General features: G+C 54.4%; 11 protein-coding genes and 3 tRNA genes. 3 read left to right on the top strand and 11 right to left on the bottom strand.

Annotated elements, in window-relative coordinates; genetic code table 11:
- Position 1: 1 nt before the first annotated feature.
- On the bottom strand, positions 2-1,099 hold the full coding sequence (locus LOS15_RS12035) for an ABC transporter ATP-binding protein (protein ID WP_263066217.1): 1,098 nt from the start codon (positions 1,097-1,099) through the stop codon (positions 2-4).
- A 224-nt stretch (positions 1,100-1,323) separates the two neighbouring features.
- Between LOS15_RS12035 and LOS15_RS12040 the strand changes: the two genes are divergently transcribed.
- Complete coding sequence (locus LOS15_RS12040) at positions 1,324-2,349, top strand: Fe(3+) ABC transporter substrate-binding protein (RefSeq protein WP_263066218.1); 1,026 nt, start codon at positions 1,324-1,326, stop codon at positions 2,347-2,349.
- 124 nt (positions 2,350-2,473) lie between these two features.
- Here the strand turns inward: LOS15_RS12040 and polA are convergent, their stop codons facing one another.
- Positions 2,474-5,254: a DNA polymerase I gene (gene polA / locus LOS15_RS12045; protein ID WP_263066219.1), complete on the bottom strand. Its 2,781-nt coding sequence runs from the start codon at positions 5,252-5,254 to the stop codon at positions 2,474-2,476.
- Positions 5,255-5,427: 173 nt separating this feature from the next.
- Here polA and LOS15_RS12050 point away from each other — a divergent pair, with 173 nt between their 5' ends.
- Together LOS15_RS12050 and speA are read left to right on the top strand one after the other, a co-directional pair.
- On the top strand, positions 5,428-6,384 hold the full coding sequence (locus LOS15_RS12050; RefSeq protein WP_263066220.1) for a homoserine kinase: 957 nt from the start codon (positions 5,428-5,430) through the stop codon (positions 6,382-6,384).
- Positions 6,384-8,303, top strand: a complete 1,920-nt coding sequence (gene speA / locus LOS15_RS12055; protein ID WP_263066221.1) for a biosynthetic arginine decarboxylase — start codon at positions 6,384-6,386, stop codon at positions 8,301-8,303. The genes LOS15_RS12050 and speA overlap by 1 nt, the downstream gene beginning before the upstream one ends.
- 229 nt (positions 8,304-8,532) lie before the next feature.
- Here the strand turns inward: speA and LOS15_RS12060 are convergent, their stop codons facing one another.
- From LOS15_RS12060 to LOS15_RS12100, 9 genes are all read right to left on the bottom strand, one after another.
- Positions 8,533-9,198 carry a fumarylacetoacetate hydrolase family protein gene (locus tag LOS15_RS12060; protein WP_263066222.1) on the bottom strand — a complete coding sequence of 222 codons (666 nt, stop codon included), beginning with the start codon at positions 9,196-9,198 and terminating at the stop codon, positions 8,533-8,535.
- A gap of 131 nt (positions 9,199-9,329) precedes the next feature.
- Complete coding sequence (thpD, locus tag LOS15_RS12065; protein ID WP_263066223.1) at positions 9,330-10,298, bottom strand: ectoine hydroxylase; 969 nt, start codon at positions 10,296-10,298, stop codon at positions 9,330-9,332.
- 329 nt (positions 10,299-10,627) lie between these two features.
- Positions 10,628-10,703, bottom strand: a tRNA-Thr gene (locus LOS15_RS12070).
- Between the two features lie 72 nt (positions 10,704-10,775).
- Positions 10,776-10,850, bottom strand: a tRNA-Gln gene (locus tag LOS15_RS12075).
- 5 nt (positions 10,851-10,855) lie between these two features.
- Positions 10,856-10,931 (bottom strand) — tRNA-Phe (locus tag LOS15_RS12080).
- A 167-nt stretch (positions 10,932-11,098) separates the two neighbouring features.
- A complete protein-coding gene (locus LOS15_RS12085) occupies positions 11,099-11,374 on the bottom strand; it encodes an oxidative damage protection protein (protein ID WP_263066224.1) in 276 nt (91 codons plus the stop codon).
- A 62-nt stretch (positions 11,375-11,436) separates the two neighbouring features.
- The gene (gene mutY / locus LOS15_RS12090) at positions 11,437-12,534 is read right to left on the bottom strand and encodes an A/G-specific adenine glycosylase (protein WP_263066225.1); all 1,098 of its coding nucleotides are present in this window, start codon (positions 12,532-12,534) and stop codon (positions 11,437-11,439) included.
- A 93-nt stretch (positions 12,535-12,627) separates the two neighbouring features.
- Positions 12,628-14,961 carry an AsmA family protein gene (locus LOS15_RS12095; RefSeq protein WP_263066226.1) on the bottom strand — a complete coding sequence of 778 codons (2,334 nt, stop codon included), beginning with the start codon at positions 14,959-14,961 and terminating at the stop codon, positions 12,628-12,630.
- A complete protein-coding gene (locus tag LOS15_RS12100; protein WP_263066227.1) occupies positions 14,962-15,444 on the bottom strand; it encodes a PanM family protein in 483 nt (160 codons plus the stop codon). It abuts the gene before it with no gap.
- Positions 15,445-15,560: the final 116 nt, after the last annotated feature.

Here is a 15,560-nt window from a genome sequence, read left to right on the forward strand (position 1 = left end):
GTTAGCGCGGAAAAATGAACACCTGGGAGTGGTCCAAGTCGATATCGATCGGCTGGCCCTCCTCGGGAAGAAACACACCGGGCACACGGGCGTGCAGGTGCGCTTCCTGACCATCCTCTCCGTGGGCACACAGGTGGATGAGGCTCGTCCGACCTAACAATTTCGCCATGATCACGTGGCTATGGCTATGCGCCTGCGCCGGCAAATCGCGCTCTTTAATGCGCAGCGCCTCGGGGCGAATCATGATTTGCGCCTCACTCCCCTCCTCTAGCCAACTGGCATCTACCGCGCCGACCGGAGTCTGCACTTTGCCATTGTGCACCGTGCCGCTAAGTTCGTTAACCTCGCCAAAAAAGGTCACCACAAAAGGGTCTATCGGAGCGCAGTAAAGCTCACGTGGGGTGCCCGTCTGGATGATTTTGCCATCGCGCATTAGCGCAATACGATCCGCCATAAACATAGCTTCTTCAGGATCGTGGGTAACCAGCAAGGTGGCGGACCCAAGCTTCTTAAGCACGTGGAGGGTATCGTCGCGAATGCGATCTCGCAGTCGTGCATCCAAACTAGAGAACGGCTCATCCAGCAGCATTAACTTTGGCGTGGGCGCCAAGGCACGCGCCAACGCCACACGCTGCTGTTGCCCACCCGACAGCATATGCGGGTAAGTGTCAATATAGTTCGCCATGCCTAGCTGGGTGAGAAGCCCAACTGCACGCTCGCGACGCTCTTTGCTCGGCAGGTGTTTGAGGCCAAAGGTCACATTTTCCAGCACGCTTAAATGGGGAAACAGCGCAGAGTCTTGAAAGGCGAGGCCGACGTTACGCTTCTCGGGTGGCACGTGGCGCTTACCGGGCGCCGCGATAGGCTTGCCATCCAGGCTCACCGCGCCATCCTGTAATACCTCCAACCCCGCCGCAATGCGTAACAAGGTGGTTTTACCACAGCCCGACGGCCCCAACAGGCAAACCACCTCTCCGGGCGCGATGTTTAAATCTATCCCCTTGACCACGTGGTTAGCCGCAAACGTATGGTGGACATCACGTAGAGCCAAGGCCGGTGCGGGTGCCGCAACGTCGGTAAGTGACACAGTTGCCGTCATTTTTTCACCATTGTTTCGTTCGACGATAGCACTGCTAACGCAATACAGTTACGAACACGGTTGAAAGTTATTTGCATTCTAATTTCTATTGCAGCGAGATGCACGTCTCATCCATACGTTGAATGATTTTAGTTACCATTTGGCTTGACGTCGGCACAAAGAAACGCTTGAATATCCACCACGATAATGCAACTTATTATCATACACATTTAGGGGATATTTTAATGAACAAAACACGTCTTGCTCTATCCGTTGCGGCCATCATGGCGGGTTCTGCCTTTGCTAGCAGCACCTTGGCTAATGAGGTCAACATTTACTCTGCGCGCCACTACGACTCAGATGAAATCCTCTACAGCGCATTCACCGAAGAAACCGGTATTAAAGTGAACGTGTTGGAAGGCGACGCAAACCAGTTGATGGAGCGCATGCAACGTGAAGGCGTGGCGAGCCCTGCCGACGTCATGTTAACCGTGGATGCGGGCAACCTGTGGCGCGCTGAACAAGATGGCCTGTTCCAGAGCGTCGAGTCGGACGTTCTCAATGAGCGCCTGCCAGAATCCATGCGTCATCCAGAAGGCATGTGGTTTGGTTTTAGCCAGCGTGCGCGGGTCATCTACTACAACCGCGAGAACTTCGACCCCAGCCAAATCTCTACCTACGAAGACCTGGCCGACCCGCAGTTCGAAGGCCAAGTGTGCATTCGCTCCTCCAACAACATCTATAACCAGTCCCTGTTGGCTTCGATGATTGAACACCATGGCGAAGAAGGCGCGCAAGAGTGGGCCCAAGGCGTTGTGAATAACATGGCTCGCAACCCCGAAGGTGGTGATACCGACCAAATTCTTGGCGTGGCGAGCGGCGAGTGCGACCTTGCTGTGGCCAATCACTACTACTATGTACGCCTACTGCACTCTGACGATGCCGCAGATCGTGAAGCCGCACGTAAAGTTGGCGTGATTTTCCCCAACCAAGATGACCGTGGCACACACGTAAACGTGGGTGGTGCTGGCCTCGTTTCTAACGCACAGAACCCGGAGAACGGCATTCGCTTCCTGGAGTTCCTGGCGTCTGACGAAGCGCAAGAAGTGCTGGCTGAGCGTAACTACGAGTTCCCAGTGGTAGCAGGCGTTAAGCAAAATCCGGTGCTAGAGTCTTGGGGCGATTTCGCCAAAGATGACATCAACATCAGCATCCTGGGTGAGAACAACCCAGAAGCGGTACGTATTTTCGACCGCGTTAGCTGGCGTTAAGCCTAGCGGCCTAGGAGTAGGCTTAAAGGTAATACGGCTTTAAACAATCACCCGCAGCTTGGCTGCGGGTGATTTGCGTTATGGCGTGGAAAACATAAAGTAACTTTGCGGCCGGCACCCAGCGCTAGTGCGCTTCATCCCAGTTAGCACCGCTTTGAGCCTCTACAATCAGCGGCACACTGAGCGAAGCAGCTGCCTGCATGCGTTGTTGCACTTGCTCGATAAACGCCTCGACCTGCTTTTCGGCCACTTCAAACACCAGCTCATCGTGCACCTGCATCACCATTAGGGCATCGAACTCGCTCTCTGCCAGCCACGCATCCACATCAATCATCGCCTGTTTAATGATATCCGCCGCCGTGCCTTGCATGGGTGCGTTGATCGCGGTGCGCTCAGCGCCCTGGCGACGGTTGCGGTTTTGCGAGTGAATTTCTGGCAGATAAAGGCGCCGCCCCAAAACCGTTTCCACAAAGCCATCTTCCGCCGCCTGGGTGCGGATACGATCCATATAGCGGGCAACACCGGGGTAGCGATCAAAGTAACGGTCGATGTAGGTTTGCGCTTGATTGCGATCAATATGCAACTGACGCGATAACCCCCAAGCGCTCATGCCATAAATCAGGCCAAAATTAATCGCTTTCGCGCTGCGCCGCTGGTCGCTCGACACCTTGTCTAACGACGTACCGAAGACTTCCGCCGCCGTAGCGGTATGGATATCGCGCCCGGCGGCAAACGCATCTAACAGCCCTTTATCTTCAGAAAGATGCGCCATAATGCGCAGCTCAATTTGCGAGTAGTCGGCCGCGACAATACGGTAGCCAGGGCGAGCGATAAACGCCTGACGAATTTTGCGCCCCTCTTCGGTACGAATAGGGATGTTTTGTAAGTTCGGATCAGATGAGGACAGCCGCCCGGTGGCGGTCACCGCCTGATGGTAGCTAGTGTGCACCCGGCCAGTGGCTTTATTGAGCAAGCGCGGTAGCTTGTCAGTGTAAGTAGATTTTAACTTGGCAAGTCCTCGGTGCTGCATAATGACTTTAGGCAGCGGGTAATCCAGCGCCAGCTCTTCCAGCACCGCTTCCGCCGTGGAAGGCGCGCCTTTCGGGGTTTTTTTAATCACCGGAATCTTCTGCTCTTCAAACAGAATCTGCCCCAACTGCTTGGGCGAGCCAAGGTTAAACTCCCGGCCTGCCAGCTCAAATGCTTCACTTTCAAGTTCACGAATACGGCGTTCAAGCTGCTGGCTGTGCGCGTAAAGAAGCTCGGCATCCAGCGCTACACCGTTGCGCTCAATGCGCGACAGCACGTTGATTAAAGGCAATTCAAGGTGATCTAACACCTCGGCAAGGCGCCCTTCCCGTTCGACCTGGGGCCGCAGGGTTTCCTGAAGCCGCAGCGTAATATCGACATCTTCACAGGCGTAAGGGGCCGCTTGCTCTAAGGCAATTTGGTTAAAGGTGAGCTGCTTGGCACCTTTACCAGCGATCTCTTCAAACGAGATGGTTTTCTCGCCCAAGTACTTAAGCGCCAGCGAATCCATATCGTGGCGCGTAGCCGTTGAATTCAATACATAAGAGGCCAGCATGGTATCGGCCAACGGCCCCACCACAGCAATGTCATAATTGGCCAGCACAGAAATATCGTACTTCAGATTTTGACCAATTTTAGTTTTGCGAGGGTCTTCCAGCAGTGGTTTTAGCGCTGCCAGCACGGTTTTGCGATCCAACTGCTTGGGGGCATCCAAGTAATCATGGGCCAGCGGAATATACGCTGCTTCACCGGCTTGCAACGCAACACCAATGCCCACAATGTCGGCATCCATGTAGTTGAGGCTGGTGGTTTCCAGGTCAAAACAGAAACGCTTGGCGCAGTTTAAACGATCAAGCCACGCCTCAAATTCGCTCTGTTCGAAAATAACGCGATCGTGACGTTCAGAAGGCGCAGCGGCGGGGCTATCCCCAGCCGTATCGTCAGGCTTATTTTCAGGTACGGGCGCGCCACCTTTTACATCATCCACGCCTTCGTCGTTACCTTCCAGCAGCTCGGCTAGCCACTGCTTAAACTCCATCTCTTTATACAGCTCAACCAGCGCTTCCCGGTTGGGGTGGGCAATATACAGGTCATCTAAACCTACCGGAAGCTCACAGTCTGTTTTGATGGTGGCTAATTGATAGGAAAGAAACGCCTGCTCGCGATGCTCTTCAAGCTTTTTCGGCAGCGTTTTCGCGCCTCTAAAGGTCAGGGTTTTTACCCGCTCTAAGTCGCCGTAGATAGTCTCTAATCCACCGCCCATGCCTTGCAGCAAACCAATGGCGGTTTTTTCACCGACCCCCGGCACACCGGGGATGTTGTCCACTTTATCGCCCATCAACGCCAGGTAGTCGATAATCAGCTCCGGCGGTAAGCCGAACTTAGCTTCTACGCCCGCTTCGTCCAAGGTTTCATCTTTCATGGTATTGACGAGTGTGATGTGGCGATTAACCAACTGCGCCATGTCTTTGTCGCCGGTTGAAATCACCGCATCGCGCCCGGCTTGCGTTGCGTGGTGCGCCAGCGTGCCGATGACGTCATCCGCCTCAACGCCTTCAATACACAACAGCGGCAACCCCAGGGCTTCGACACACGCATGCAGCGGTTTGATTTGGCTGCGCAGGTCGTCGGGCATGGGCGGCCGGTGTGCTTTGTAATCGCTGTACATCTCATCGCGAAACGTTTTCCCCGGCGCATCAAACACCACCGCCATGGGGCTTTCAGGATAGTCCTTGATTAGCCGCTTTAGCATATTGATAACGCCTTTCACCGCACCGGTCGGCTGTCCGTTAGAGGTGGTTAGCGGCGGCAGCGCATGAAACGCGCGATACAAGTAGGAAGAGCCATCGACAAGCACGATAGGGGCACGGGCCATAACCAAATTCCATTGTTAGCAAAACAGGTAAACGTCTAGTGAGATGATACGCGTTCATTGCCGCCGCTGCAGAAACAACCGCTGCTAATAACCGCTTTGAAAGCGTTACAACGCTGCCAACTAGGCCAGCAAGCCGCTACAATAACGGGCTTAGCAACCTGGGCGAGACTCTAATGGCTGTATTCACCCCGCTTAGCGACGCACAGGTCGCTGCGTTTTTAGAAAAGTTTGATGTAGGTAGCTTCGTTTCCCTTCAAGGGGTGGCGGGCGGCACAGAGAATTCCACATTTTTTGTAACGACCGACCACCGCGAACTGGTGTTAACGCTGTTTGAACAGGGCGAACATGAAGAGCTGCCGTTTTTTGTTGAGTTACTTGATTATCTAGACGAGCACCGCCTGCCGGTGCCTGGCACCATTCATGACCGTGAAGGTATTGCGCTACACAGCTTGGCGGGCAAGCCGGCGCTGCTGTTTCCGCGACTGCCAGGCCGTCATCCTGAAGCGCCCAATGTGACGCAATGCAGCGTGCTAGGTGAAACACTTGGCCGCCTGCACGTAGTTTCTCAGCGTTTTCAAGGGCACCGCCCCAACCCACGCGACCTGCATTGGCTGCGGGCAGTACATCACAAGGTACTCACCTACCTAAGCCCGGAAGACCAGGCACTGATGAAGAATGAAGTGGATGACTTCGAAAGTGCCTTTAGTCAGTATGGCGAGCTGCCCCAAGGCGCGCTGCACGGTGATCTATTCCGTGATAACACCTTGTATGACGGCGACCAGCTGGGCGGCATCATTGACTTTTACAATGGCTGCACGGGGGATTTGCTGTTCGACCTAGCCATCGTTATTAATGATTGGGCAACGAACGAAGATGGTTCACTCAATGAGCAGCGCCATGACGCCATTCTTAGCGCCTATCAAACACGCAGACCCCTCACTGCCGACGAAAAAGCATTATGGCCAACAATGCTACGCATGACGGCGCTGCGTTACTGGCTTTCACGCTTACTGGTGGTTTACGTGGATCCGCCAGCCCACGACTTAACGCCCCACGATCCTGAGCGTTTTCGAACTATTTTAAAGGCGCGCATCTTATTGGGTGCGTTACCGCTTCCAGAGGCTTCTTAATGAGCGAATCGGTTACCAGCAGCAGTCCTGCGCTTCGCGCACGCCGCACGTGGAATATTGACCAGTGGGGCAGCGGCTACTTCGATGTAGATGATCACGGCCAAGCGTTAGTACGTCCGCTTGGTAAGGATGCCGACGGCCCTGCGCTGCCCATTAGCGGCTTGGTGCGACAGCTTCAGCAAGCCGGGCTACGTTTACCCGTATTGGTGCGCTTTAGCGATATTCTCCACGACCGGGTAGAACAGCTTTGCGGCGCCTTTGACGCCGCTATGCAGGACGCCGAGTATCAGGGTGGCTACACGGCGGTTTACCCCATTAAGGTCAACCAGCAGCGCCGCGTGGTAGAAGAAATTCTCGCCACGGCAGAGCGCGGCAATGGCCGCGTAGGGCTGGAAGCAGGCAGCAAGCCGGAGCTTCTGGCCGTGCTCGCCCTATCAGACGGCGGCTCTTCGCTGATTGTGTGCAACGGCTACAAAGACCGTGAATACGTCCGCCTTGCCCTGTTAGGTGAAAAGCTTGGGCACCGCGTTTACCTCGTGGTCGAAAAACTCTCTGAGTTAACGGTCATTCTTGAAGAAGCCCGCGAACTAGATGTGATGCCGCGTATTGGCCTGCGCGCACGGCTTGCCTCGGTGGGCAAAGGCAAGTGGCAAAATACCGGCGGCGAAAAGTCTAAATTCGGCCTAACTGCGAGCCAGATTCTTGAGGTTGTGGAAACGCTTCGCGCCCAGGATGCCCTGGCAAGCTTACAGCTAGTGCACTTTCATCTTGGCTCTCAGATTGCCAATATCCGCGATATTCAACGCGGCCTGCGGGAATGCGCACGCTTTTACCAAAACCTGATTACCCTCGGCGCGCCCATTGACACCGTCGACGTGGGCGGCGGTTTGGGTATCGACTACGAAGGCACCCGCTCGCGCAGCTACTGCTCCGCCAACTACTCCATGCGTGAATATGCGCGCAACGTCGTCAGCGCGTTTGCTCAGCTCTGCCAAGAGGCCAACCTGCCCCAGCCTCACTTGATCAGTGAGTCTGGCCGTGCGCTAACGGCGCACCATGCGGTTCTAGTGACCAATGTCATTGGCGAAGAGCGTATTGATGATACCCCCCCAGAGCATATCCCTCAGGAAGACCCGCAGGTAGAAGCACTGTGGCGGGTTTTCGAGCAGTTGGCCGAAGTCCAAGAGCCGCGGGTGCTAGTGGAAGCATGGCACGATTTACTCCAAGCCGTAAGCGAGCTGCAAGATCGTTTTGTACTAGGGCTAAGCGATATTAATGCCCGCGCCATAGGCGAGCGGCTCTACATGGCCGCCTGTGCAAGACTTCGGGGCCAGCTAGACACCCGCAATCGCGCTCACCGTGAAATCCTGGATGAGTTAGCCGAAAAGCTCGCCGACAAACTGTTTGTGAACTTCTCGCTCTTTCAGTCGGTGCCTGACGTGTGGGGAATTGAGCAAATCTTCCCCGTACTACCACTCAGCGGGCTAGACCAGGCGCCGACGAGACGCGCCGTTATTCAGGATATTACCTGCGACTCCGATGGCCGTATCGACAGCTATGTGGATGGTCAAGGCGTGGAAAGCACGTTACCGCTACCCGAGTGGAAAAGTGAGGATGAGCGCTGGATCGGCTTTTTCCTGGTAGGTGCGTATCAGGAAATTCTTGGCGACTTACACAACTTGTTTGGCGATACCGACTCAGTAGACGCCGCCCTCGATGCCGATGGCAACTGGGTAATCTCCAACGCCCAGGCCGGTGATTCGGTGGCTGATGTGCTGGCTTACGTCAATTTTGACGCCAAGGTGCTTCAGCAAAAGCTGTTTGCACAGCTTGAAGCGAGCGGCTTCTCCTCCCAAGAGCAGGAGCACTTTGCTGCAAGCTTAAATGAGGGCCTTGAGGGCTATACGTATTTAGAGTAAAGCAACGCTCCTACAGGGCGCTGCAACGCGTTCTCAAGCACTATTTTACGAACCATCTTCACAACCATCTTCAAAAACGCTATTCAAGAACGCTCTTTTAATAACCACCCTACACAAAAAATGCCCCGGTACTGGATATGCACCGGGGCATTTTTTTATCGCTAATTGAAGGAGTAGCTCAATTAGCTAGGTAGCCAAGGGTATACGGCCCACCTGTTCACTTATTGGCTCACTCTACCACGCTCGTCGTGATGTCCAGCCCGCCGGTCAGCGTTAAACGTAGCTTGGCACCCCGTGGCAATACCCCCACACCAGCAGGCGTGCCGGTGAGAACAATATCGCCAGGCTCTAAGGTAAAATGACGGCTCATTTCCGCTACCAAGGTGGGGATAGCAAAAATCATGTCAGCGCCTTCACCATGCTGGCGCTCTTCCCCATCAAGCTCAAGCGTAAAGCTCAGCGCATTCCAGTTAGGCACGCGGCTTAGCCGAAGAAACGGCGACAGCGGGCAAGCGCCATCGAACGCTTTAGCGATTTCCCAAGGGTGGCCTTTCTCTTTTAACTGGGTTTGCACATCACGAAGCGTGAGATCCATAGCAAGTCCGATACCGGTAATCGCACGCTCTGCCTCGTCTTGCGTCGCATGGGTAAGCGTTTCACCGACGAGAAGTGCTAACTCAACTTCATAGTGCACATCGCCCCTAGAAAAAGGCGGGGCCAGCGGTTTGGTTAAATCGACAACACTCGTCGCTGGTTTGATAAATAGCAGTGGCTCACTGGGAACAGGGTTATCCAGCTCTTTGGCATGGTCGGCATAGTTGCGGCCGACGCAAACGACTTTGCCCAGCGTGTGGGGAAACTCCTGCCCATCGGTAAATTGTGGAACAAAACGCATGGCGGGTGCTCTCCTTCTCATTATGCGTGCCGCATTCGCAACGACAGGCGCAATAGTCTACCCCACCTATACCTATGTTCCACAACCTAACGCAGGCTTTTTACTCTATGGCGGACTTTCCGCCTAAACAACTACCCCTGCTCCGGACCGTGGGCTAGAAAATCTGGACGCTGTTTGGGCGCCGCAAACGGCTTAACGCAGCGGTTATCAGGACGATTAAACACGAAAAACACGTTGCTACGCGGATCGGGTGAAAGATTTGCGTTTGACGCATGCAACGTATTGCAATCAAACAGTAACAGCCCACCCGCTTTCCCCTTCGGCGCTTTAATGCCGTGCTTCTCCACCAGCGTTGTTAACACTTCGGGGCTTGGGACACCTACTTCTTGCGCTTTGAGCGAGCTTTTGTGGTTATCCTCGGGGGTTTCCCCCAAGCAAGGCACAAACTCTAAGTGCGAGCCGGGAATTAGCATCAACGGCCCGTTAAACTCATGATTATCCGTAAGAATCAACGATGCGCTGACGGCGTGCATATGTGGCATGCCATCTTCTGCATGCCACGTTTCAAAATCAGAGTGCCAGTTAAACCCTTTACCAGCGAAACCAGGCTTATAGTTAATCCGCGACTGGTGCACATAAGGGTCATCACCAATAATCTGCCGTGCGGCACCGGCTAAGCGCTCATCCTTTGCCAGCTTTTCAAACCGTTTAGACAGCTTATGAACCGCAAAGAGCGAGCGTATCTCGTGGCTTGCGGGCTCCGTGACGCTAAACTCTTTATCCCGGTAGGTATCATTATTCATCAGCTCGCTCATCTCTTGGCACAAAGCACTTAGCTCTTCGCCACTAATGAGGTTAGGAATAAATAGAAACCCGTTACGCTCAAACTCATTGAGCTGCTCTTGAGATAGCGGACCTGATAAATCACGTCCTTTGACCACCGCGTCACGTCGTGGTTGGGTAAGAGCGACTGGCGCTGTTGCTAAGCGAGTAGGGTACATGTCGTCTACCTTCGCACGCTGGGCAGACGGCATATCGGTCATTTCGCTGTATTGCTTATGTGCGGTGACCATATTGAAAGGGGTACTTTTGACTGTCATCTAATCCACTCCTTGTATGATTAGGTTTCAGATCTACGCCATGGCAATTTCAACCGCGAAGGGCCAAACCACCATGCAGTAGAGAAGATAGACAATCTAGGCAGGCCTGCAAGCAATAACCAATCGCATCATAACGTGTGTTATCACAAAAGCGTTCAGCTGAGCTTTTTTACAAAAACTGGAAATAACACTCTGCTTCTCACTCGGCAGGAGCAGCAATGAAAAAGACATATCCGCTGTGTAGACACTTTGTTGACACATACGAAAAAGCCGCCCCGAGGGACGGCTTTAACATGTTCTCTAACGCTTTGCTTTATAACCACTTTAAGTGGTGCCGACACCAGGAGTCGAACCCGGGACCTACTGATTACAAGTCAGTTGCTCTACCAACTGAGCTATGTCGGCGCTTCGCATTTTCTTGAGAATTTGATGGGCTTGCTATTACACTAGCCGATCAACAAGAAATCTTGTTGGCAATGGCTGGGGTACCAGGATTCGAACCTGGGAATGCCGATACCAAAAACCGGTGCCTTACCACTTGGCGATACCCCAACGTTTGGTGGCCAGAGACGGAATCGAACCGCCGACACGGGGATTTTCAATCCCCTGCTCTACCAACTGAGCTATCTGGCCGCTGCCAACGGTGCGTATTAAACTAAAAAAGCCGCTTTTCGTCAACACCTTTGTGAAACTTTCTTTCTAGTCACACGGTTAGGGCTGTCTTGTGGCTGAGCCAAAAAGGCTAAAAGCCACGCCATTCGTGGCTTTTAAGGCCTTACGTTACCGTGGCATTGATCGTATTAGGCTTGTGAGGGCGGTACGTAGCCTTCTGCTTGGTCGGTTGTTTCGTTATTCAGGTAGCGCTGCATTTGATCCATTAAGTAAGCACGCGATTCGGGTTCTAACATATTCAGGTGCTTTTCGTTGATGAGGCGCGTCTGTAGCGCCTGCCACTCTTCCCACGCTTGTTTGGAAACCGTGGCCTGGATCTCTTGGCCCTGTTTACCTGGGAGCGGTGGGAATGGCAGCGCGGGCAGCTCTTTTTGATACTTGCGGCAGAAAACCATCTGGCTCATTGCGTGCTCCTATAGAGAAGTAGAGAAATGAAGGTCATAACACAACGCAAACGCGAGGGGCATTAGCGTGACGGCCCTGGCGTTGGGTCTAGCGTAAACGGAGCGAGCTGGCTAAGCAGCGCTTTTACCGGTGCCGCTAAGCCTAGCGAAGGCGGATCGTTAACGTCATACCATACGCCTTTTTCTCTTATACCCCCTAGCCTATCGCAAGTGACCGGCTGTGGCGTAATAGCTAGCCGAAAATGGCTAAAGGTATGTGTAAAAGAGGGAAGCGCTGAGTGACGTGTTGGTGCAACCACATTATCGTCCAGCCAGTCATTCAGTGCTTGTGGGTGCTCAAACTGCGGCAGACTCCATAACCCTCCCCACAAACCGCTCGGTGGCCGCTGTTCTAACCATACCCGCCCCTCTCTATCGCGCAACATCAGCATAATGGTGTCACGCTGGGGCAGGGCTTTTTTAGGCTTGGACTCTGGAAAGCGCTGCGGCTCGCCTTGAGCGTAGGCACGGCAAACGTCGTTAAAGGGGCAGATTAAGCAGTCTGGCTTGCTGCGCTTACACAGCGTTGCGCCAAAATCCATCATTGCCTGGGTGAAATCAGCCAGTCGCGTATCTGGCGTGTAGTACTCGGCAAGTGACCACAACTGACGCTCTACCGCAGGCTTGCCCGGCCATCCGGAAAGGGCATGAAGGCGAGTCAGTGAGCGCTTTACATTACCGTCTAAAATGGCTGCTCGCTGACCGGTGCTTTGAGCAATGATGGCACCTGCCGTAGAGCGTCCGATGCCGGGCAGCGCCATCAGCGTTTCAACACTGTCAGTAGGCAGCGCACTGCCATGTTCTTCCATCGCCACCTGGGCAGCTTTGTGCAAGTTGCGCGCACGCGCGTAGTAGCCAAGCCCCGTCCAAAGATGCAGCACCTCATCTTGGGGTGCTGTGGCTAACGCTTCCAGGGTGGGAAAACGGGCCATAAAACGTTCGAAATAGGGAATCACCGTCGCCACTTGGGTTTGCTGCAGCATAATCTCAGAAACCCATACGCGGTAAGCGCTACGTGGCGACTGCCACGGCAAGTCATGACGGCCGTGCTGGTCGAACCAGTTGAGCAGACGGCGTTGAAACGTTTCTGCCGCTAGGCACGGCGTCGGTGCATCAGCCATACAAATTCCTTGGAGCAATAACGATGAAAAACGCCGGCAGGGTTAGGGCCGGCGCGGTATAGGTTGCTTTCCTACTAAGGCTCGTTTGAAAGCTTAATCAAACAGACGGCGAATACCGTCACGAAGCTCCTGGCCTGCCCCCTCCCCTAGGCGCTGGTCAATACGATCAAGGGAGTCGCCTAGCCGCTCTTCTAGCTCTTCCGACACTCGGCCGCTGGCTTCATCACGCAGTAGGCCGGCTATCGAGGACTGGAAGGCGTCACGGTCAAAGCGGCACCATTGAGCTTTATCATCGCCTACGTGGCCTTCACATAGCACCGGCAGAGGCAACTCTGTTAAACGCGGGTTCACTTGGCAGGCGGCGTCGGCAGTGTCGACCAAACGAGCATTCGCTCGGGTAACGAAATCCATGCTAGTAAGGTTGAACTCACCTTCACCTTGGACGTTAATCCCCGGCAGCGTGACCAGCAGGTCATCGCTGGTGATCAGGCCATTACGCACGTGCAAGGTGGCGTCAAAGCGCTCAAAACGCGTATCGGGATGCCAATCGCGTAGCGTTCCTTCGCCCTCTAACTGAGCGACCAGCTCGCACATTTCCTGTGAAACGTTGGTGTCTAAAATGGCACCGTCGTTTAGCCTTGCAGTTAACTGACCGTTGAGATTGCTTGTCAATGTTTCGTGGGTGTTGCCTTGAGTGGTCAGCGCGCCCTCCAATGTAAACCGCCCGCGCAGCGGTGAATCCTCTTCGCTAAAGGTTTCAATAAGCGGTGCAACCTGCACGTTGCTCACCTGGGGGGAGAGCTGCCACTGGAGAATGCTTTCGCTGGCATCAATACGCCCGGTGGCGTTAAGTTCTCCTCCGTAAAAGCGCGATTCGAACGCCGATAGCTGATGGACGCCATCGGCACCACGTAGCTGTAGACGCGGCTCATCAAACGTGAGCCCTGCCAGTTGAAGCTGGTCAAGCTGCAAATCACCTTCTAAAGACAGCGTGCTTAACCATTCTTGCGGCAGCAGCGCACCCTCGGTTTGCGCAAAGGCGTTACGTAGCAAACCACGGCTGGCCTGCTGGGCGGTCACCCGTCCTGGCAGGTAGTGATCCAGGTTGAGCTGGTCGCCTTCTAAATTGAAGTTTAGCTGCGTGCCGTCAAGCGCCGCAGATGCCGCGCCTGTAAAGGTGCTGCTATCCACCACCAAAGAGAGCCGTGGCAGAGAAATTTGTTGCCTATCACCCTCAACCGGGCTTGTCATTGCCACATCGCTGAGCGCCGCTTCATTGGTGGTATTTAGCGCTATACCAGCCCGCGACAACCAGGGCCGCAGAGTGAAAGGCGCCGCGTTAAGCTGGCCGCGGTACTGCGGGGCATCCAAAAATTGTTCGACATTTAGATGGCCACTCACTCGCAAGCCATCAGGGCCGGTCAGCTGAGCATCTTTTATTTGGGCCGTCTGTGCGCCCCAGTTACTCTCCAGGCCAAAAGCGAGCGAAAGCGCTAGGCTGCCTTGCCAGTGTTCTGGGTGACGCAGCCCTGTCTCTAACACGCCGTCTTTAATCGTGAGCTGCTGCTCACCTATGCGGGCCACCATTTCCGACGCTTTGAGACTTAACTGCTGAGGGTCACTCTCGCCTAGGCGTTGCGTTCGCGTCGTCAGCTGAGTGCCTTCAAACACTAATTGCTCGTCCTGCAAACCTAAACGGAGACGCGTTTCAAGATTCACTTCGCTGGTCAGATCCGGCGCGCGCTCCAATGCCTCTGCATCTAAGCGATTATGCTTCGTCAGGGTAAACATCGTTTTTAAGGGGAAAGAGCGCACGGGGTTCACGTTACTTCCGGAAACATTCAGTGGCTGCAAACGCCAAACCGCTTGGCTTTGCTCATCCCGGAAGCGTATATCGGCACCTTTAACGTCTACGTTTGCAATATTAAGCACCACGGATAGGCTGCCCGCATCGGCATGAGGGCCAGCGCTTGCCGGCGCCAGCACCGTTTCAGCAGCGTCGTTATCTTGCTCGGCCAAGCGCTCCAACAGCGGCTGCCAGTTACCCTCGCCGTCTGCATTGCGCTCAAGGTTGAGCCGCATACCGTCAAGCGTTAACCCGTCGACGGCAATCTCACCTCTTAGCAACGGCGCAAAGGCAACACTCACTTCCGCTCGTTCAATGGCGGCAAAGGCAGCATCATCGGGCAACTGCTCTGGCAGCCACGCCCGCGCGCGCTCAACGCTCACGCCAATACGAGGGTAGAACGACCAGGTAATCGGGCCTTCAAGCGAGAGGTTAAGCCCGGTCTGCTCTTCCACAACAGCGGTCAACCGAGGCTTGAAGTCCTCTGGATCAAGAAAAGTCGTGACATACACCACGGCAGCCACTGCAGCGATGGCGAGAATACCAATCGCGGCCAGTAAAATACGTAATAGCTGTCTCATTTACCCTTTTCCTTGTGGGTCTAGCTCAACAAAATCACTGGTGGCCGGGGCGCCTAGCTCAGTGGCCTGATCATTAGCCACTGGTCGGTAGCCCATCTTGGAGAGCAGCACACGGTCAGCAAGTGGAAGCGTTGTGGTCGCAATACGCAACACCATGCCCTGCTGTTTGGCTTGCTCGCCTAACAAAGCCATCAAGCGTGTACCTACACCTCGACGCCGAGTCGTTTTGCGTACACACAGCTCGGACAGCCACCACGCACGGTCCGCCGCCTCTTGTACAGCGACTGCCCCTAACAGGCGGTCGTTGAAGTGTGCGCAGGCAAAAAAACGCGGCTCTTTTAAATACTGTTCTATAAAAGGCATGACCGATGGGGCGGGCATACGCTCTTTGGGGGCATCTTCATAAATCCGCACCAAGTCGATCCGCACCTGCTCTTCAGCTTCCCAACGGGCCTGGTCGACATACTTCAGTGTCACCGGCATGGTGAAATCCTCTTTGCCATTGCAGCAAGGCTGCTATTCTACCGCCGTGAAAAGCGGTTACATTTCGCGCATTGTAGCGGATGGGGCCGCCGATTCTCTATAATGCTCGCTTTGGC

It is taken from the genome of Halomonas sp. 7T (assembly GCF_025643255.1).
GTDB lineage: Bacteria > Pseudomonadota > Gammaproteobacteria > Pseudomonadales > Halomonadaceae > Vreelandella.

Coding starts and splice junctions, on each gene's coding strand:
- mutY (WP_263066225.1), bottom strand. CDS start 12,534: ATGGCTGATGCACCGACGCCGTGCCTAGCGGCAGAAACGTTTCAACGC.
- polA (WP_263066219.1), bottom strand. CDS start 5,254: ATGGCCCGTGCCCCTATCGTGCTTGTCGATGGCTCTTCCTACTTGTAT.
- LOS15_RS12060 (WP_263066222.1), bottom strand. CDS start 9,198: ATGCGTTTTGTTCCACAATTTACCGATGGGCAGGAGTTTCCCCACACG.
- LOS15_RS12095 (WP_263066226.1), bottom strand. CDS start 14,961: ATGAGACAGCTATTACGTATTTTACTGGCCGCGATTGGTATTCTCGCC.
- speA (WP_263066221.1), top strand. CDS start 6,384: ATGAGCGAATCGGTTACCAGCAGCAGTCCTGCGCTTCGCGCACGCCGC.
- LOS15_RS12050 (WP_263066220.1), top strand. CDS start 5,428: ATGGCTGTATTCACCCCGCTTAGCGACGCACAGGTCGCTGCGTTTTTA.
- thpD (WP_263066223.1), bottom strand. CDS start 10,298: ATGACAGTCAAAAGTACCCCTTTCAATATGGTCACCGCACATAAGCAA.
- LOS15_RS12085 (WP_263066224.1), bottom strand. CDS start 11,374: ATGAGCCAGATGGTTTTCTGCCGCAAGTATCAAAAAGAGCTGCCCGCG.
- LOS15_RS12100 (WP_263066227.1), bottom strand. CDS start 15,444: ATGCCGGTGACACTGAAGTATGTCGACCAGGCCCGTTGGGAAGCTGAA.
- LOS15_RS12035 (WP_263066217.1), bottom strand. CDS start 1,099: ATGACGGCAACTGTGTCACTTACCGACGTTGCGGCACCCGCACCGGCC.
- LOS15_RS12040 (WP_263066218.1), top strand. CDS start 1,324: ATGAACAAAACACGTCTTGCTCTATCCGTTGCGGCCATCATGGCGGGT.